We start from the raw sequence: 17,206 nt of genomic DNA on the forward strand, positions 1-17,206 counted from the left end.
GTTCTCATGGCAACCGTCGGATTTCTCGGCCTCGGCACGATGGGCGCCGCCATGGCGCACCGGCTCTTGGACGCCGGCCACACGGTGTTCGTGTGGAACAGGTCTGCGACAGCGGTCGAGCAGCTCATCGCTGCCGGCGCCCGCGCGGCGGCCACCCCTGCCGAGGCCCTTCGCGCGGGCGTGGCGTTCTCAATGCTGGCCAATGACGACGCTGCACTGTCGGTGTTCACCGACGAGGCGCTGGCTGCGGCGAGCGGATCGGTGCACGTCAACATGTCCACCGTGAGCGTGGACGCCGCGCGCGAACTGGCAACCCGCCACCGCAGAACCGGTGTCGAGTATGTCGCCGCCCCCGTCCTCGGACGTCCCCACCTCGCGGCGAGCGGCCAACTGAACATCGTCGCCGCGGGTGCCCGTTCGGCGGTCGAGCGCGCCGAGGCGTTCTTGGGCGTGCTCGGAAAGCGCACGTGGTGGCTCGGAGAAGATCCCGAGCAGGCGAATCTCGTGAAGATCGGCGTGAATTACAACCTGATCCACACCCTCCAAGCCCTGGCGGAGTCCGTGAACCTCATGGAGCGCGGCGGCGTGAACGCCGAAACGTTCATCGAGATCCTCACCGACGCCGCATACACCGGCAGCGCGTACACCGGCTACGGCAAGATGATCGCCGAACGGGGTTACCTTCCCGTGGGTTTCTCGGCCGCGCTCGGCTTGAAAGACCTCACCCTCGCGCAGTCCGCCGCACGAGAACTCGGCGCGGCTCTCCCGACGGCTCCCCTCCTCGGCGAACTCTTCCAAGAGACCGTCGACGACCCCGAACTGTCGCAGCTCGACTGGTCAGCCATGGCGGAGATCACGCGCCGAAAGGGATGAACGCCGGTGCCGGGGGCCCGTCGCGATATCAGCGCGGCGAGCCCCCGCGTCATCGTCAGGCGAGCAAAGAGCCGCCGTTGGTGCGGATGACCTCCGCGTACCAGTCGAACGACTTCTTCTTGTAGCGCTCCAACGAACCGGAGCCGTCGTCGTTGCGGTCGACGTAGATGTACCCGTATCGCTTGCTCATCTGCGCGGTGGTCGCGCTGACGATGTCGATGCAGCCCCACGAGGTGTAGCCGAGCACCTCCGCGCCGTCGGCGATCGCCTCACCCACCTGCACGAGGTGGTCGTTGAGGTAGTCGATGCGGTAGTCGTCGAGCACCGTCTTCACGCCGTCGATCTCGACGAGCTCATCCCGGGCCCCGAGGCCGTTCTCGACGACGAAGAGCGGCTTCTGCCAGCGTTCCCAGAACTGGTCGATGACCAGGCGCAGTCCGACGGGATCGATCTGCCACCCCCACTCGCTCGCCGGGAGCGTCGGGTTGGGGATGCCGCCGATGATGTTGCCCTCGCCGCGCACGAGCTTGTCGGGATCGGCGGTGTGCGCGACCGACATGTAGTAGCTGAACGACACGAAATCGACCGTGTGGCGGAGGTCTGCGCGGTCTTCGTCGGTGATGTCGAGCTCGATGCCCTTCTCGCGGAGCGTGCGCAGGAAGTACCCGGGGTAGGCCCCTCGGGTGTGCACGTCGCCGAAGGCGAGGTTGGAGTGGTCCAGCTCCATCACCGCGAGCGCGTCGGCGGGCGAGGGGGTGAGCGGATAGATCGGCATCGCGATGATCATGCACCCCACCTGAGCGCCGGGGGCGACCTCGCGAGCGATCCGCGTGGCCCGGGCGGATGCCACGAGCTCGTGGTGCATGGCCTGGTACAGGTCTCGCTCGGTCAGGTCGTCGCGCGGGGGAATGCCCGCCGACATGAACGGCTCGTGCAGCACCGAGTTGACCTCGTTGAAGGTCAGCCAGTACTTCACGCGACGGCCGTACCGCTCGAAGAGCGTGCGGGCGTACCGCTCGTAGAACCCGATCATGCGGCGGTCGGTCCAACCGCCGTACTCGTCGGCCAGGTGCAGCGGCGTCTCGTAGTGCGAGATCGTGACGAGCGGCTCGATTCCGTACTTCTCGAGCTCGTCGAGAACCCGATCGTAGAACGCCAGGCCGGCCTCGTTCGGCTCGGCCTCGTCGCCGTTCGGGAAGATGCGGCTCCACGCGATCGAGAACCGGAACACCGTGAAGCCCATCTCGGCGAACAGGGCGATGTCCTGCGCGTAGCGGTGGTAGAAGTCGATGGCCTCGAGCTTGAGGTTGTCGGGGGTGGGCCCGGGGGTGCGGGGCGTACGCAGCCCCTGAGGCAGCACGTCCTGCACGGAAAGTCCCTTGCCGTCCTGCTCGTAGGCGCCCTCGATCTGGTTGGCGGCGACGGCACCGCCCCAGAGGAATCCCTCGGGGAATGACGTGGTGGTCATGCTCTTTCCTTCTGCGTCGTGTCGGGGGTCATCGGGAACTCACCGTCTGCTCGACCGCGACGGCGCGCATCAGCGTTTCGCCGTGCGAGAGCGGGCCGGATGCCACATCGGCGATGTCGGGATAGAGGTCGCCGTTGGTGACGATGACGGGGGTGGTCAGGTCGTATCCGGCAGCGGCGATGGCGGCGAGGTCGAACTCGATCAGCAGGTCTCCTCGCGACACGCTCTGCCCACTGGCGACGTGCAACGTGAAGTGCTTCCCCCCGAGACGGACGGTGTCGATCCCGACATGGATGAGCACCTCCGCACCGTCGGCGTGACGCAGACCGATCGCGTGACCGGTGGGGAAGGCGGCGATCACCGTGGCATCCATCGGCGCGTACAGGGCTCCGCTGGTGGGGACGATCGCGACACCGGGACCGAACGAGCCGTCCGCGAAGGCGGCATCCGGAGTCTCGCTCAGGGGAATCACGGTGCCGTCCAGGGGGCTGGAGAGGACGACGTCGGTGGTGTCGACCGGTGTCGTTTCCGGCTCGGCCGGCTCCGCGAACCCGAAGACGAGCGTCAGCACGAACGGCACGACGAGGGATGCGAGCAGGCCGATGACGAGCGCGACGCCATCGCCGTTGCCGATCAGCGCCGGGAGAGACAGGGCGGAGGGGGTGACGAAAGCGGTCGTGAAGCCGTCCCCCAGCGAGATCATCGCCCCACCGACCGCACCGCCGACGATGCCGAAGGCGAACGGGCGCTTCAGCGGAAGGTTCACGCCGTAGACGGCGGGCTCGGTGATGCCGGCGAGCACGGCCGACAGTGTCGCGGGGGCGGCGAGGGACTTCAGCGTGCGGTTGCGTGTGCGCAGGAACACGGCGAATGCGGCGGCACCCTGGGCGAGGACGGAGGCGAACAGCGGGGCGATGATGAGCGAGCGTCCGGCTTCCTGCAGTTCCAGCGCGGCGAGCGGCGCCAGACCCCAGTGCAGACCGAACATCACGAAGATCTGCCACAGACCGCCCATGATCGCGCCTCCGGCCCACGGGGCCGCCTGGAAGATCCACGCGATGCCGCCGCCCAGCCAGCCGCTGACGACCGCGGACAGGGGCCCGATGACCACGAAGACCAGCGGGACGGCGACGAGCACCACGAGCATCGGCGTGACGAACCGGCGCAGCACGGCGGGGAGCGCGGCGTACAGGAAGCGCTCCGCATAGCTCTGCAACCACACGATCACGATGATCGGAATCACGCTGGTGACGTAGCTGACCATCGTGAAGGGGATGCCGAAGAACGTGACGTCGGCGGCACCGGTGAGCGTCGACAGCGACGGGTACACCAGCGCGGCCGCGATCGCGAAGGAGGTGAACTCGTTCGCCTTGAAGTACCGGGCCGCGGTGAAGGCGAGAGCGAGCGGCAGGAAGTGGATGAAGGCGTCGGCCAACGCGTTCAACACGACATAGGTCGTGGTCTGCGGGTCGATCCATCCGAACGTGACGGCGGCGGCGAGGAACGCCTTCAACAGTCCGGTGCCCGCGAGCGCCCACAGCAGCGGCGTGAAGAGCGCGGCGATCATCGAGATGAAGCGGTTGAAGAGGTTCTTGCGCGGTCCGGTCGTGGTGACGGCCTCGGTCGAAGCCGCCGTCAGGCTCGAGATCCTTCCGATCGCGGCGTACACGTCGGGCACATCGGTGCCGATGACGACCTGGTACTGACCCCCCGCCTGGGCCACGGTCACCACACCCGGCAGTGCCGTGATCGCCGCGGTGTCGGCCTTCGTCTCGTCGTCCAGCACGAACCGCAGCCGGGTCGCGCAGTGCACGAGGGAGCGCACGTTCGCCTCACCACCGACTGCGCGCAGCACGCCGGCCGCTGTCTTCGAATAATCCATGGTTCTCTGCTCTCCACCGCATCGATGCGGTTCTCCGTCCCGCTTCCGTGCGGATTCTCGGCCAGGGATCGGACCGTTTCCGGGCAACAAAAAAACCTGAACCCCTTTGTCACGAAAGTGACGGGGTCCAGGTTTTGCCTGCTGACGCAGTAACAATCCAAGATTCATGCATCGGCTGTCACACCGGTACGACAGGGAACATAGCACGCGCCAACGCCCTGTCGTCAACTCCTCTTCGCGTACTCGCCACCTCCGCTCCAAGCAGGAGATACGGTGAAGCGGGACGACCGCGACGATGATCAGTCGGACGCTCGCACGAGCGAGACGGCGACCGGCCACCATCTGCGACACGCCCCGTTCGAGCCCGAAACGGCGCCTCCCCGCCCCTTCCCCACGACCGAAAACGATGCCGTCGCTTCACGCCGCGGCGTCCATTCCTTGGAGTGCATATGACTCGCATCGCCTTCCTCGACGTCGACGGCACGATCCTCGAGCACGGCTCGCTCATCGCCCCCTCGACCGTGACCGCGATCCGCCAGGCCCGCGCGAACGGCCATCAGGTGTGGCTGAGCACGGGCCGGTCCGCCGGCGACGTCCACCCCGACGTGCTCGCGATCGGATTCGACGGGGCGATCACCAACGGCGGCGCGTACGCGACGCGCGGGGAGGAGATGCTGGTCGAGCAGCCCATGCCCCGCGCAGATGTCGAGCTGCTCGAGCGGTACTTCGAGACCCATGGCATCCACTACTTCCTGCAGACGCACGGCGGTGTCTTCGCGAGCGAGGGAATGGGCGCCGTCATGACGGCGTACCGCAGGGAGCGTCACGCGGAGCGCGCCGCTCAGCTCGCGGAGCAGGGCCTGACCGCGGAGGAGCCGCTGTGGAAGGAGCCGCGTCCCGTCGCGGAGGTCGATCGCGACGCGGTCGCCAAGGCCGTGTTCGTGAGCCCCTCGATCGACACGGTCGTGCACGCGGCCGCCGAGCTCGGCGACGCCTTCCACGTCATCCCCGGGTCGATCCCGCTGCCCGGCGGCTCGAACGGCGAGATCGGTCAGGCGGGCGTGACCAAGGGCTCCGCGATCACCTCGGTGCTCGCGCAGCTGGGCTTGCCCGCGACGGATGCCATCGGCATCGGCGACAGCTGGAACGACGTCGAGATGTTCGAGGTCGTCGGGACGCCCGTCGCCATGGGCAACGCGGTGCCCGAGCTGCAGAAGCTCGCCGGTCGGGTCACGACGTCGGTGCTGGATGACGGCGTGCACAACGCTTTCGCGGAGCTCGGGCTGATCTGACCTGCGGGCGCTTCGTGGTTCATCTGCAGGAGCGATGACTCCCGCAGCGCCTCGAAGGCCCCGCCAGACCACATCTGCCACACCGATCATGCAGGTGGACCAGTGCCCTTGCCCGCCCCGGTCGCGCGCGGGGCACGGCCTCACGCCCCGTCGCGCCCGGGGCGCGGCCCATTTGCATGATCCAGCCGCCTCAGCGCATCGATTGCCCCTGCCCCGGGTAACTCCTGCCCCACGCCTCATGCAGGTGAACCACAGCACCTTGCGCTCGCGCGCCAGGTCCCCGTCGAAGGGACGGAGGCTTCGACGACCTCAGCCACCCGCAACCCAGGCCCTGAGCCCGTTGAAGGGACCGAGACCCCCGCCTCAGTCCAGGAAGATGTCCGGGTACATCGCCTCATCCGGCGTCCCCGGCACGGCGGCGTAGCCCGAGAAGTCGGTCACGCCGGCGGCGAGAAGCACGTCCTCGACGATCAGCGTCTGCCCGGTCAGCTCGCGCGACGGCGAGGTGAGCACCTCGTACGCGGCGTCGGCGTAGATCTCGGGCGTGCGCGACACGGCCATCAGCCGGTCGCCGCCGATCACGTTCTGCACCGCGGCGGTCGCGATGGTCGTGCGGGGCCACAGCGTGTTCGCCGCGATCCCGTCGCTCTGGAACTCCGAGGCGAGACCCAGCGTCGCCATCGTCATCCCGAACTTCGCGAGGCTGTACCCCGTGTGCGCCCCGAGCCATTTCGGTGTGACGTTCAGCGGCGGCGACAGTGACAGGATGTGCGGGTTCTCGGCATCCTTCAGCTGCGGAACGGCGGCGCGCGAGAGCAGGAACGTCCCGCGGACGTTCACGTCCTGCATGAGGTCGTACTTCTTGGTCGCGAGGTCGAGCGAGCCCGAGAGGTCGATCACGCTGGCGTTGTTGACGACGATGTCGATGCCGCCGAACTCCCCGACCGTCCGCATCACGGCTTCGGTGATGGATGCCTCGTCCCGCACGTCGCCGACGATCGGCAGCGCCCGACCGCCCGCCGCGCGGATCGCCTCGGCCGCGGTGTGCACCGTGCCCTCGAGCTTGGGGTGGGGGGTGTCGGTCTTGGCGAGCAGCGCGATGTTCGCGCCGTCGCTCGCGGCGCGCAGCGCGATCGCGAGGCCGATGCCACGGCTGCCGCCCGACATCAAGATGGTCTTACCTGCGAGCGTCACGAACGTGGTCCTTTCGCGGAGGCAGCGGCGAACGCGGCGACCCGCACCTTCGCCTCGGAGGTGTCGAACGCGGCGCCGATCGTCGCGGCCTCGTCGTCGAGATTCTCCGCGAACGTCCGGCCGGCGCCCACGCGCACGAGACGCGTCGCCTGCCCGAACGCCGCGGTCGCCCCATCGAGCCAGAAGCGCGCGACCTCCTCGACCCGCGCCGACAGATCCTCGGTTGCCACGACCTCGGCCACCAAGCCCCACTCCAGCGCCTCGGAGGCCGACAGCATCCGGTCCTGCAACAGCAGCTGCAGAGCCCGCCGCTGTCCGATCGCCGCGGGCAGCAGGGTCGAGACGCCGAGGTCGGGCGTCAGGCCGATGTTCGCGTACCGGCTGACGAAGCGCGCGTTCTCGCTCGCCACGACGTAGTCAGCGGTCAACATGAGTCCGAGCCCGCCGCCCGCGACAGCGCCCTGCACGGCCGCGACCATCGGCAGCGGCGCTTCGACGAAGGTACGGATGCCGTCGTGGATCGCCCGCGCCGTCTCGGTCACCTCGGCGCCCGAGGAGCCCGTGGTCGCCATGGCCACCACGTCGCCACCCGCGCAGAAGGCGGGGCCGTTGGCATCCAGGATCACCGCTCCGACCGACGGATCGGAGGTGACCTCGTGCGCGACCGCGCGCCAGCGGGCGGCCATGGGGAAGTCCATCGCGTTGAGCGAGGCGGGCCGGTCGAACGTCACCCGCGCGAGACCGCCCTCGACGTGGAGCAGGATGCCGTCGCTCATTTCGGTGCCATCCGAATCGCGCCGTCGAGGCGGATCGTCTCGCCGTTCAGGTAACCGTTGTCGACGATCGCGAGCACGAGCCGTGCATACTCGTCGGGCGCACCGAGGCGCGAGGGGTACGGCACCTGTTGGCCGAGCGAGTCCTGCGCCGCCTGCGGCAGACCCTTGAGCATCGGCGTCTCCATGATCCCGGGGGCGATGGTGCAGACGCGGATGCCGTGGCGCGCGAGCTCGCGGGCGATGGGGAGCGTCATCGCGTGCACGCCGCCCTTGCTCGCCGAATACGCGGGCTGGCCGATCTGCCCGTCGAAGGCCGCGACGCTGGCGGTGTTGACGATGACGCCGCGATCGCCTCCCTCGGTCGGCTCGGTTCGGGCCATGACGGCCGACGTCTGAGCGATGACGTTGTAGGTGCCGATGAGGTTGACCCGGATGACGCGCTCGAAGTCGCCGAGCGGAGAGGGGGTGCCGTCACGGTCGAGAACCTTGGCGGGCGGGGCGATGCCGGCGCAGTTGACGACGATGCGGAGCGGCCCCGCCTCGGACGCGCGGGCCGCGGCAGCGGCGACCTGTTCGGCGTCCGTCACGTCGGCGGGGGCGAACGTACCGCCGAGTTCCGCGGCGATGTCCGCGCCGGGCGACGACGGGAGGTCGACGACGGTGACGTGCGCGCCCGCCGCAGCGAGGCGGCGCGCGGTGGCCAGGCCCAGGCCCGAGGCACCGCCGGTGACGAGGGCGGAGGCTCCTGAGATGTCCATGCGTTCTCCTTCGAAGCAGAAACTGAGTATCACCCTACCCGGGACTCAGGTTCGCGCGGAGCCCCGCCCGCGTCGCCGCCCCGTGCGCTGCGGATGCGTGTGGATGGCGGCCGTCGTCGCCCCGTCGACGAGCAGCGCGACTTCGTCGGGCTTCCAGCCGTACACGTCGCGCAGACTGTCGCCGAGCCTCGTGATCGCGTCCGGCATCGTGATCTCCACCCCGCGAGGGAGATCTCGCGCGGTCTCGTCGAACGTCCGCGCCGTGCTCTGCAGCTCGGCGACCATCGCCCGCATGCGTTCCGGTCCGTACGCGGCGGATGCCAGGGCCCAGTCGCCCACGACCACCGCTCGCCCCGCCGGGCAGGTGACCGGTGCCGCCTGAGCGCGCGGCCCGACGCGAACCCGCACGACGGCGACCCCGATCCCCAGGATCGCGAGGGATCCAGCGATGGTCACCGGAGCGAACGAGAACCAGAGCGCGTACAGCGGCGAATCCGCCCCGGCGATGAACCCGACGATGATGCGGGTTGCCGAGTACGTCGCGTAGGCGGCGTTCGCGGTCAAGATCAGACGCATCGGCCAGCGCGGCTCGAGGCGCAGACGGGCGGCGGATAAGGCACACGCCGTGCACAGCACCGTCAGCAGAAGGACCTTCACCACCAGAGACCACGGCAGCGACACCGTCGCCGTCACGACAGCCGTCACCACAACCAGGGCCAGGCTTGCGGTCGCCCAGCGCCGCGCGCTCCGGCCCGCGAGGGCTTTCAGCGCGATGAGCAGCAGGGCGGGGGCAAGAACCATCGCCACATCACCCAGCACGAGGGCGACGATGCCGCCGCCCGCGCCGTAGATGAAGTACATCGCGCTCGAGCCCACCGCGGCCACGCCCGACACCGCGGCGTAGCGCAGGAACAGCGTCATCGCCCCGGGAGTGCCGATCCGCGGCAGAGCGGCGAAGAGCACCGCGGCCGCGACAGCGACGCTCACCGCCAAAATCCCAAGCGACAGTTCCATGACCCCCCCGGTCCTCATTCTGCCCGCCCACCAGGGCCCCGGTTGGCCGGGGGCCGCACATGCTCGACCGCTCGCGCGCCCGCCGCAGACGCACCGCCGCGCCCCACCACGAGCGGCGCGGCCCGTTGAGCGTCCACAACATCCGGATCCCCGCCAAAAACGTCCGGGTGTTCCGGACACCCGGCCCGCGCTCAGCCCGCCGCGGGCTCGCGCCCGCGAGGGGAGCGCGCGAGGATCGAGCGATGAGCATCCCCGCGGCGTCCGAGCCCGTCCCGGCGCGCGTGCGAGAGCTCGCCGGCGACGCGGCCCTCGAGCCGGTGTGGCGCAACGCCCTCGGCGGCCAGACGTTCCGGGCGGCGGGGGCCCATGGCATCCGGTTCGTGAAGTTCGGGCCGCGCAACGACGAGACCTCGATGCGGGCCGAGGCGGAGCGCCTCCGTTGGGCGCGCCGGTTCACCCCAGTCCCCCGGGTGCTCGACCAGGGGCAGGATGCCACGCACGAGTGGCTCGTGACCGAGGCGATGCCGGGTCTGTCCGCCGTGGATCCGCGGTGGCTCGCCGATCCCGCTCGTGCCGTGCGGGCGGTGGGACGGGGCTTGCGCGCGATGCACGAGGCGGTGCCGGTGGCCGAGTGTCCGTTCTCGTGGGCGGTGCCCGAGCGTCTTGCGAACGCCGCGGGACGTGGCATCCGGGTGCCCGACGACCTACGTGACGCCCCGCCGATCGATCGGCTCGTCGTCTGCCACGGCGACGCGTGCGTGCCGAACACCCTCGTCGCCGACGACGGGGAGTGGAGCGCGCACGTCGACCTCGGTGCCCTCGGCGTCGCGGATCGCTGGGCCGATATCGCGGTCGCGGCGATGTCGACGGTCTGGAACTACGGTCCCGGCTGGGAGGAGCCTCTCCTCGAGGCCTACGGCGTCACTCCGGATGCCACCCGCCTGGCGTACTACCGCGCGCTGCGGAACGCGACGTGAGGCCCCTTCCCTCCGCGCCCCGCCCCGGCTCGAGCCCAAGCCCGAACTCCGTTGAGTGTCCAAAACACCCGGACGATTTTCAAAAGTGTCCGGGTTTCTTGGACACTCAAGGCTCCGAACGCAGCGTGACGGCGCGGTGCGCGCGTAACGGCGAGGCCGCAGCACCTGCGGGCGCAGCACCCACGCCGAGGCCTACGTACCCACCACGCGGAACGCGCCCGACACCACGGCGGCGCTCAGCGCCACGGCGACGAGGGCGACGGAGCCGGTGAGGGCGACGGCATCCCGACCCGACAGCGTCGACGGACGCGACCAGGTGCGCTCGATGTCGGCGCCGAAGCCGCGGGCCTCCATCGCGGTGGCGAGCGTCGTCCCGCGGCGCACGGCGAAGACCAGCAGCACGAACGCCATCGAGAAGAACCGGCGCAGCGCCCCTCGATCGCCGAGCCCGCGGGCGCGCCGGGCGAGGGTCATCGTGCGCCAGTCGTCGACGAAGAGCCCGACCGTGCGCGCACCCGCGAGCACGCCGAGCACGAACCGGCTCGGGAGCTTCGCGACCTGCGCCAGGGCGTCCGCGAGCTCGGTCGGGTCGGTGCGCGCGAACAGCAGGATCATCGGCAGCGCGAGCGCGACGACGCGCAGCAGCACCGCGAACGACAGCGCGAGCGAGTCGTCGCTGATCGTCGCGAAGAGGAAGGTGCCGTAGACGGTTCCGCCCGGGCGTGCGTACAGCAGCATGCTCACCGCCGCGATCGGGGCGAACACCAGCACCGGCACGAGGCGCGTGACCACCACGCGGTACGCCAGACCCGTGAAGGGCACGCACGCCAGCTCGAGCACGAGCGCGACGGCGACGCTCACCGCATCGACCGAGATGAGCAGAGGGAGCGCGAGCACCACCACCATCGCGACCTTCGTCACGGGATTCACGCCGTCGAGCCACGCCGTGCGCGGGGCGACGTCGACCGCGGTCATGCCGCGTCCCCCAGCGCGATGCGGTGCTGGCCGAGGTGCCGCACCACGTCGGCGTCATGGGTGACCGCGACGACCGTCCGACCTTTCGCGATCTCGCGCTGCAGCAGTGCGACGAGCTCGCTCCACCCGCGCCGATCCTGCCCGAACGTCGGCTCGTCGAGGACGATCACCTCGGGCGAGGCCGCGAGCACGGTCGCCACCGACAGACGTCGCTTCTGCCCTCCCGACAGCGTGAAGGGGTTCGCGAGGGCGAGGGATGCCAGATCCAACCTCTCGAGAAGCTCGTCGACGATCGCGTCGACCTGGGCAGTCGGCATCCGCAGGGCTTTCGGTCCGACCGCGAGCTCGTCACGGAGCGTGGGGGCGAGGAACTGATGCTCGGGCTCCTGGAACACCGTGCCGATGCGGGTGAGCAACTCGGTCGAGCGCCAGCGCGAGGGACGACGGATGCCGCGGGCCGCGAGGGATTCCGCGGCGACGACCTCCCCCGAGAGCTCCGGCAGGAGCCCGGCGAGGGTCAGCGCGAGCGTCGACTTGCCCGCACCGTTGGGTCCGGTGACGACCGTCCCGGCGCCGCGCGGAACGGCGAGGTCGAGTCCCGCCGCGACGACCGCGCGCCGCTCGCGCCCGATCGACAGCCCGCGCGTTTCGAGCGTGGCATCCGGAATCTCGAGCGGAGGGAGCACGGGCAGATCGACCGGGCGCCCCGGCACCCACACACCCGCGGCGGCGAGCGCGGCACCGTGCCGAGCGAACACGCGATCGGGTGGACCGTCGGCCAGGACGCCTCCGCCGGGGGCGAGCACGACGACGCGCGTCATGAGGTCGACCCACACCGCGGTGCGGTGCTCGATGAGGACGACGGTGGTCCCGTCGGTCCGTGCGACGTGCTCGACCGCAGCCCGCACCTCGGCGACGCCCTCGGGGTCGAGGTTGGCGGTCGGCTCGTCGAGCAGCAGCAGCCCCGGACGCATCGCGAGAACCCCCGCGAGCGCCAGACGCTGCTTCTGCCCACCCGACAGCGCCTTCGTCGGGCGGTCGAGCGGCACGGACAGACCCACGGATGCCACGGCCTCCGCCACCCGCGCCGGGATGTCGGCCGCAGGCACACCGAGGTTCTCGCAGCCGAACGCCACGTCGTCGCCGACTTTCGACAGCACGATCCCGGCCTCGGGATCCTGCAGGACGAGTCCGATCCGGCCGCGCTGCCCCTCGGGGGCGCGGTCGTCGACGAGGATCCGGCCGGTGGCCTCCCCCTCGTCGCTACCGCCGAGGAGCCCGGCGAGCCCCGCGAGGAGGGTGGACTTGCCTGCTCCCGAGGCACCGAGCAGGAGGACCCGCTCGCCGGGTTCGATCGTCAGGTCGACGTCACGCGTGGCGGGGCGCTTTCTGCCGGCGTAGCGCCAGCCCCAGCCCTCGACGTCGACGCGCGCAGGGCCCGGCATCAGACGTCGCGGCGTGCTTCCCGCCCGGCGGCGAACCGGCTGAGCGCGCCGGTCGCGGCGAGCGCCCGCACGAGCAGCCACCCGACGAGGCCCGCCAGCAGAGCGCCCGAGACGACGAGCGTGCCGAGGTAGGTGAGGTTGAACTCGACCGTCTTGGAAAGGTTCGGCGTCAGGAACAGCTCCAGGACCCACGCGCCGACACCGGCGCCGGCACCCGCGAGCATCGCAACGGGCAGGGTGAAGCGCAGGTAGAGGAAGGCGAGGAAGATCAGCTCCGCGCCCAGCCCCTGGGCGAGGCCGGAGAAGATGGTGGTGACACCCCAGACGTTGCCGATGAGCGCCGAGACGACGGCGGCGATCAGCTCGACCAGAAGCGCGGCGCCCGGCTTGCGGATGATCAGACCGCCGATCACGCCGCCGATGAGCCAGATGCCGACCGCGATGCCGCCGAGGCCGGGAGTCAACGCGTCCATCGCGGTGAACCACAGACCGCCGACGGTGTTCCACCCCCAGAAGACGAGGCCGACCGCGACACCGAGGACGGCGGCGACGACGATGTCGACGACCCGCCAGGTGAAGCGGTTCCCGGATGCCACGGCGGGGGCCGTGCGCGCAGACGTGGACGTGTGCATTTCTTCTCCTCCCTGCGCCGGCATGATCCGGATCAGGTTCGACGGTCGAAGCGTGGATTCGCTTCCTCTCAGCCCGGCTCACCGGACTCCCGTGGTTGTGCTGACGAGTATAGGGGGACGCCCGGGGTAGCGTGGGCGGGTGCACGAGCAGACCCCGGCCACGCGGCGCGCCGCGCGAGATTCTGCTGATCTGCGGGCCGACGAGGCCATGCCCTCTCCGAATCCGGCACCCGCGACGACCGCTGCGGACGTCCCGCTTCCCTCCGGTACAGCACCCGCGGCGGAGGTCCCGGACGCCCCCGCCGACGGCGCGACGTCGCCCGAGCCGGATGCCGCGGCCCCGGCATCCGCCCCCGTACCCGTGGCTCAGCCCGCGTCGGCTGCCGCGCCGCAGCCCGCACCCACCGCGCCCGCGACGCCGCCGGAGCCCGGGGCCTCGGCATCCGTCCCCTCTCCCGCATCGCAACCGGATCCCACCTCCGCGGCCCTCGGGGCGCTCGGATGGGTCGACCCCGACGCCGCCGCCGCACCCCGCCCGGCCCCCGCATTCGTCGTCTCCGGCGCCACCGGACGCCCCGTCGATCTGCTCGCGGGTCGACGTCGTCGTCGTATCCTCCGTCCCGCGACGGTGGTCCCGACGATCCTCCTGATCCTGCTGATCGGCGCCTACACCGCCACGACGCTGCTGTGGCCGCTGAACGCGGTGCAGCCCACGGTCACTCCCATCGCCCTCCAGCCCACGGCCGCGCCGCCCGCCGACCCCGCGTGGCCGGCGCAGGGCGAGGCCGCGATCGCTCTCGAGGGAGTGCCCGGCGAGCTGTCGTCGTCGGCGAGCGCGCCCGAGTCGATCGCCAGCATCACCAAGGTCGTGACGGCACTCGTCGTCCTCGACCGGTTGCCGCTGAGCCCGGGCGAGCAGGGGCCGTCGTACGCGTTCACCCAGGCGGACAGCGCCGACTACTGGCAGTACCGCGCCCGCGGAGAGTCCTCGCTCGACGTCCCCGTCGACGGCAGCCTGACCGAGCTGCAGATGCTCCAGGGCATGCTCATCGCCTCGGCGAACAACTACGCCCAGCGGCTGGCATCCGATCTCTTCCCCTCGAACGCCGACTTCGCCGCCGCGGCGAACGCGTATCTCGCCGAACGCGGGATCACGGGCATCACGATCGTGAACCCGACCGGGATCGAGGCCGGCAACACCGCGACCCCCGCGGCGCTCATCGCGCTCGCCGAGAAGGCGCTCGCCAATCCCGTGATCGCCGAGATCGTGCGAACGCCCGAGCTGACCCTGCCCGGCGCCGGGTCGTTCAAGAACGGCAACCCGCTGCTCGCCGACCCGGGCGTGGTCGGGGTGAAGACCGGAACCCTCGACGCGTGGAACCTCCTGTCGGCGAAGGACTTCACGATCGGCACGGTGACCGTTCGCGCCTACGCGGCGGTGCTCGGCCAGCCGGGACCCGACGAGCGCAACCAGGCGAGCCGTGACCTCTACGCCCGCATCGCCGAGGAGCTGCAGCCGCGTCCCTCGGTGACCTCGGGCACCGTGATCGGCCGCGTCAAGACGCTGTGGGGTCAGGAGTCGAACGTCGTCACGACCTCCGACGCCACCGTCGTGCTGTGGAACAGCGCCGTCGCCGGGACCTCCACGCGCTTCGACCTCGGAGACTCCCGCGCGGCGGGCGACGACGTCGGCACGCTCACCGTGACGGGCCCGCTCAACACCGACACCGTCGACGCTCAGCTGACCGACACGATCGATCCGCCCGACCCGCTCTGGCGCCTCACGCACCCCCTCGATCTGTTCGGTCTGAACGGGTGACCGGCGTGGAGATCCGCCTGGATGCCACCTCCCCGACGCCGCCCTACGAGCAGGTGCGGGCGCAGATCATCGCCGGCATCGAGAACGGGTCGACGGTCGCGGGCACACGCCTGCCCCCGGTGCGGACGCTCGCAAGCGACCTGGGCCTCGCGGCGAACACCGTCGCCCGCGCGTACAAGGAGCTCGAGGAAGCGGGCTACGTCGAGACGCGCGGTCGCGCCGGCACGATCGTGCGCGGCACGGATTCCGCGTCCGCGCGCGCCGCGCAGGCCGCGCGCGCGTACGCCGACACCGTCCGCCGGCTGGGCGTCGCGCCCGCCGATGCGGTGGAGCTGGTGCGGGCGGCGCTGGCGGACGGTTAGCCGCCGGGGGCGCTTCGGCGCTTGCGGCGTCGGTGCTTGCGGTGGCGGTGCTTGCGGTGGCGGTGCTTCGGCGCTAGCGCTTGCGGTGGCGGTGCTTGCGGTGGCGGCGCTTGCGGCGTCGGCGCGGGGCGCCGAGCTCGGGCGATAAACGCTGTCGACTCACATAAACGCGCTCTCCACGCGTTTCTGCGCGCCGATCGCGTTTATGGATGCCGCGATCGATACGCCACGTGCGGGCCGCGCGCGGGCTGCCTCTGCCACGTCGAACATCGACGGCCCCGGCAGGCCGCCCTGCGGACGCCGGGTCGGCAGACGAGCAGCCGCCCGAGCCGGGACCCGCGACCCATAAACGCCGTTCACTCACATAAACGCGCTCTCACCGCGTTTCTGCGCGCGAACAGCGTTTATGGATGCCGCGGCGAACACGCCACGCACGGACAACCCACACGGGCCACCCACGCTCCGTCGAACCACGCCGACAGCTCCGGGCAGGCGCCGTGAACGCCCGGGTGCGCAGACGAGCGACCACCCGAGCCGAGACCCGCGACCCATAAACGCCATTGGCTCACATAAACGCGCCCTCCCCGCGTTTCTGCGCGCGAACAGCGTTTATGGATGCCGCGGACGGCAGCGCCGAACGCGGCCCCCGACGCCGAGCGAGCCGGAACGCGGACGATCACCGCCAGGCGCCGCGGCGTGGAGGGCCCGCGCCGACGGCCCCGTCCCCTCAACGCCATACAGGCGACCCTCGCCCGCCATCCCGTGAAGCGCACACCGTCGCCCGGGGATGCCTTCTGCACATCGGAGCAATATCCGGATCCATCCCCACCGGGGCTCCCGAGCCCCCGTCAATGTCGGACCCCCTCGCTAGCATGCACACATGCATACGGGTACCTCGTCGACACCACCGGACAGTGGCCCGCGGGCCCTGTCCGCGGTGCTCGGCGAGGTGCTCCGCACGGGCGCCGCGGTCGCCGCCGCGGAGGTGGCGCGCACCCGCGCCCTAGCGGAGGCGGGGCATCTCGCGCGGGATGTGATGGCCGAAAGGCCCTCGTCCTCGCGGGCCGCGGAGATGGCATTTCGTGAGGTTGCGTCCGAGATCGCGGCGGCCGAGAACGTCTCCGACCGGTCCCTGCAGATGCAGATCAGCCGCGCCATGACCCTGGTCGACGACTACCCCATCACCCTCTCGGCGTGGGAGCGGGGCACGATCACCCGCGCTCATGTGCAGACGATCCTCGAAGTTGGAACGCCCCTGCCCACCGAGGTCCGCGCCGAGTTCGACACCCTGGCAGTCGCCACCGCCGACGGGCTCAGCCCGGGGCGGTTGCGCACCCGCCTGGCAGCGCTCGCCGAGAGCCTGCAGCCGACGACGATCACCGAACGCCACCAGCGGGGCCGCGACACCCGCTGCGTAAGGGTCGTCACGGGGCAGGACGGGATGTCCGACCTGATCGCGACCCTCCCCACGATCCTCGCCTTCGGCATCTACGACCGCCTCACCCAACAAGCCCGCACCCTCATCGACGCGCGCGGTGACACCCCGGTGTCGGCCACGGATGAGCGCACCACCGCGCAGGTACGCGCCGACATCCTCGCCGACCTCCTTCTCACCGCCGCCCCCGACGCCGACCCCACCCGCGTCGATGACGGCCCCGGCACCCTCGGCGCGATCCGCGGCCGTGTCCAGGTCGTCGTGCCCGCGCTGACCATGCTCGACCCGCAGCACGAGAACACCG

Annotated in this window: 15 protein-coding genes and 1 riboswitch; of the genes, 6 read left to right on the forward strand and 9 right to left on the reverse strand. The window is 70.8% G+C overall.

What is annotated here, in order from left to right; translation table 11 throughout:
• Nucleotides 1-6 precede the first annotated feature (6 nt).
• Nucleotides 7-873 carry an NAD(P)-dependent oxidoreductase gene (locus AB0O24_RS17855; protein ID WP_275796066.1) on the forward strand — a complete coding sequence of 289 codons (867 nt, stop codon included), beginning with the start codon at nt 7-9 and terminating at the stop codon, nt 871-873.
• 55 nt (nt 874-928) lie between these two features.
• Here the strand turns inward: AB0O24_RS17855 and AB0O24_RS17860 are convergent, their stop codons facing one another.
• Together AB0O24_RS17860 and AB0O24_RS17865 are read right to left on the reverse strand one after the other, a co-directional pair.
• Nucleotides 929-2,341: a glycoside hydrolase family 1 protein gene (locus AB0O24_RS17860; protein WP_363376742.1), complete on the reverse strand. Its 1,413-nt coding sequence runs from the start codon at nt 2,339-2,341 to the stop codon at nt 929-931.
• Between the two features lie 28 nt (nt 2,342-2,369).
• Nucleotides 2,370-4,223 (reverse strand): beta-glucoside-specific PTS transporter subunit IIABC, encoded by a 1,854-nt coding sequence (locus AB0O24_RS17865; RefSeq protein WP_363376744.1) that lies wholly within the window; start codon nt 4,221-4,223, stop codon nt 2,370-2,372.
• A gap of 449 nt (nt 4,224-4,672) precedes the next feature.
• On the opposite strand from AB0O24_RS17865, the gene AB0O24_RS17870 reads away from it, so the two are divergent.
• Nucleotides 4,673-5,515 carry a Cof-type HAD-IIB family hydrolase gene (locus AB0O24_RS17870; protein ID WP_363376746.1) on the forward strand — a complete coding sequence of 281 codons (843 nt, stop codon included), beginning with the start codon at nt 4,673-4,675 and terminating at the stop codon, nt 5,513-5,515.
• Nucleotides 5,516-5,878: 363 nt separating this feature from the next.
• Here the strand turns inward: AB0O24_RS17870 and AB0O24_RS17875 are convergent, their stop codons facing one another.
• Genes AB0O24_RS17875 through AB0O24_RS17890 form a run of 4 tightly spaced genes read right to left on the reverse strand, consistent with a single transcriptional unit; the run spans nt 5,879 to nt 9,230 of the window.
• On the reverse strand, nt 5,879-6,709 hold the full coding sequence (locus tag AB0O24_RS17875) for an NAD(P)-dependent oxidoreductase (protein ID WP_307384563.1): 831 nt from the start codon (nt 6,707-6,709) through the stop codon (nt 5,879-5,881).
• Complete coding sequence (locus AB0O24_RS17880; RefSeq protein WP_275796076.1) at nt 6,706-7,485, reverse strand: enoyl-CoA hydratase/isomerase family protein; 780 nt, start codon at nt 7,483-7,485, stop codon at nt 6,706-6,708. The genes AB0O24_RS17875 and AB0O24_RS17880 overlap by 4 nt, the downstream gene beginning before the upstream one ends.
• Complete coding sequence (locus AB0O24_RS17885; RefSeq protein WP_363376748.1) at nt 7,482-8,243, reverse strand: SDR family NAD(P)-dependent oxidoreductase; 762 nt, start codon at nt 8,241-8,243, stop codon at nt 7,482-7,484. The genes AB0O24_RS17880 and AB0O24_RS17885 overlap by 4 nt, the downstream gene beginning before the upstream one ends.
• 45 nt (nt 8,244-8,288) lie before the next feature.
• A complete protein-coding gene (locus tag AB0O24_RS17890) occupies nt 8,289-9,230 on the reverse strand; it encodes a hypothetical protein (RefSeq protein WP_363376750.1) in 942 nt (313 codons plus the stop codon).
• A 269-nt stretch (nt 9,231-9,499) separates the two neighbouring features.
• On the opposite strand from AB0O24_RS17890, the gene AB0O24_RS17895 reads away from it, so the two are divergent.
• A complete protein-coding gene (locus AB0O24_RS17895) occupies nt 9,500-10,234 on the forward strand; it encodes an aminoglycoside 3'-phosphotransferase (protein WP_363376752.1) in 735 nt (244 codons plus the stop codon).
• A gap of 192 nt (nt 10,235-10,426) precedes the next feature.
• Here the strand turns inward: AB0O24_RS17895 and AB0O24_RS17900 are convergent, their stop codons facing one another.
• From AB0O24_RS17900 to AB0O24_RS17910, 3 genes are all read right to left on the reverse strand, one after another.
• Complete coding sequence (locus AB0O24_RS17900) at nt 10,427-11,209, reverse strand: energy-coupling factor transporter transmembrane component T (protein WP_363376754.1); 783 nt, start codon at nt 11,207-11,209, stop codon at nt 10,427-10,429.
• A complete protein-coding gene (locus tag AB0O24_RS17905; protein ID WP_363376756.1) occupies nt 11,206-12,654 on the reverse strand; it encodes an ABC transporter ATP-binding protein in 1,449 nt (482 codons plus the stop codon). The genes AB0O24_RS17900 and AB0O24_RS17905 overlap by 4 nt, the downstream gene beginning before the upstream one ends.
• The gene (locus AB0O24_RS17910) at nt 12,654-13,286 is read right to left on the reverse strand and encodes an ECF transporter S component (protein WP_363376757.1); all 633 of its coding nucleotides are present in this window, start codon (nt 13,284-13,286) and stop codon (nt 12,654-12,656) included. The genes AB0O24_RS17905 and AB0O24_RS17910 overlap by 1 nt, the downstream gene beginning before the upstream one ends.
• A riboswitch (TPP riboswitch) is annotated at nt 13,279-13,389 on the reverse strand. Its footprint overlaps the gene before it by 8 nt.
• Before the next feature lie 36 nt (nt 13,390-13,425).
• Here AB0O24_RS17910 and AB0O24_RS17915 point away from each other — a divergent pair.
• The 3 genes from AB0O24_RS17915 to AB0O24_RS17925 all read left to right on the forward strand — a co-directional run.
• On the forward strand, nt 13,426-15,105 hold the full coding sequence (locus AB0O24_RS17915; RefSeq protein ID WP_363376759.1) for a D-alanyl-D-alanine carboxypeptidase: 1,680 nt from the start codon (nt 13,426-13,428) through the stop codon (nt 15,103-15,105).
• Nucleotides 15,102-15,467 carry a GntR family transcriptional regulator gene (locus tag AB0O24_RS17920; RefSeq protein WP_275796093.1) on the forward strand — a complete coding sequence of 122 codons (366 nt, stop codon included), beginning with the start codon at nt 15,102-15,104 and terminating at the stop codon, nt 15,465-15,467. The genes AB0O24_RS17915 and AB0O24_RS17920 overlap by 4 nt, the downstream gene beginning before the upstream one ends.
• Nucleotides 15,468-16,347: 880 nt before the next feature.
• Nucleotides 16,348-17,206 (forward strand): DUF222 domain-containing protein (locus tag AB0O24_RS17925; RefSeq protein ID WP_363376761.1); only part of this gene is annotated, 859 nt, incomplete at its 3' end.

The organism is Microbacterium sp. NPDC086615 (genome assembly GCF_040686055.1).
Taxonomy (GTDB): domain Bacteria; phylum Actinomycetota; class Actinomycetes; order Actinomycetales; family Microbacteriaceae; genus Microbacterium.

What these genes read in the sequence shown, in the direction of transcription:
- AB0O24_RS17855 (WP_275796066.1), top strand. Translation starts at nt 7, where the DNA reads ATGGCAACCGTCGGATTTCTCGGCCTCGGCACGATGGGCGCCGCCATG.
- AB0O24_RS17860 (WP_363376742.1), bottom strand. Translation starts at nt 2,341, where the DNA reads ATGACCACCACGTCATTCCCCGAGGGATTCCTCTGGGGCGGTGCCGTC.
- AB0O24_RS17865 (WP_363376744.1), bottom strand. Translation starts at nt 4,223, where the DNA reads ATGGATTATTCGAAGACAGCGGCCGGCGTGCTGCGCGCAGTCGGTGGT.
- AB0O24_RS17870 (WP_363376746.1), top strand. Translation starts at nt 4,673, where the DNA reads ATGACTCGCATCGCCTTCCTCGACGTCGACGGCACGATCCTCGAGCAC.
- AB0O24_RS17880 (WP_275796076.1), bottom strand. Translation starts at nt 7,485, where the DNA reads ATGAGCGACGGCATCCTGCTCCACGTCGAGGGCGGTCTCGCGCGGGTG.
- AB0O24_RS17885 (WP_363376748.1), bottom strand. Translation starts at nt 8,243, where the DNA reads ATGGACATCTCAGGAGCCTCCGCCCTCGTCACCGGCGGTGCCTCGGGC.
- AB0O24_RS17895 (WP_363376752.1), top strand. Translation starts at nt 9,500, where the DNA reads ATGAGCATCCCCGCGGCGTCCGAGCCCGTCCCGGCGCGCGTGCGAGAG.
- AB0O24_RS17900 (WP_363376754.1), bottom strand. Translation starts at nt 11,209, where the DNA reads ATGACCGCGGTCGACGTCGCCCCGCGCACGGCGTGGCTCGACGGCGTG.
- AB0O24_RS17905 (WP_363376756.1), bottom strand. Translation starts at nt 12,654, where the DNA reads ATGCCGGGCCCTGCGCGCGTCGACGTCGAGGGCTGGGGCTGGCGCTAC.
- AB0O24_RS17910 (WP_363376757.1), bottom strand. Translation starts at nt 13,286, where the DNA reads ATGCACACGTCCACGTCTGCGCGCACGGCCCCCGCCGTGGCATCCGGG.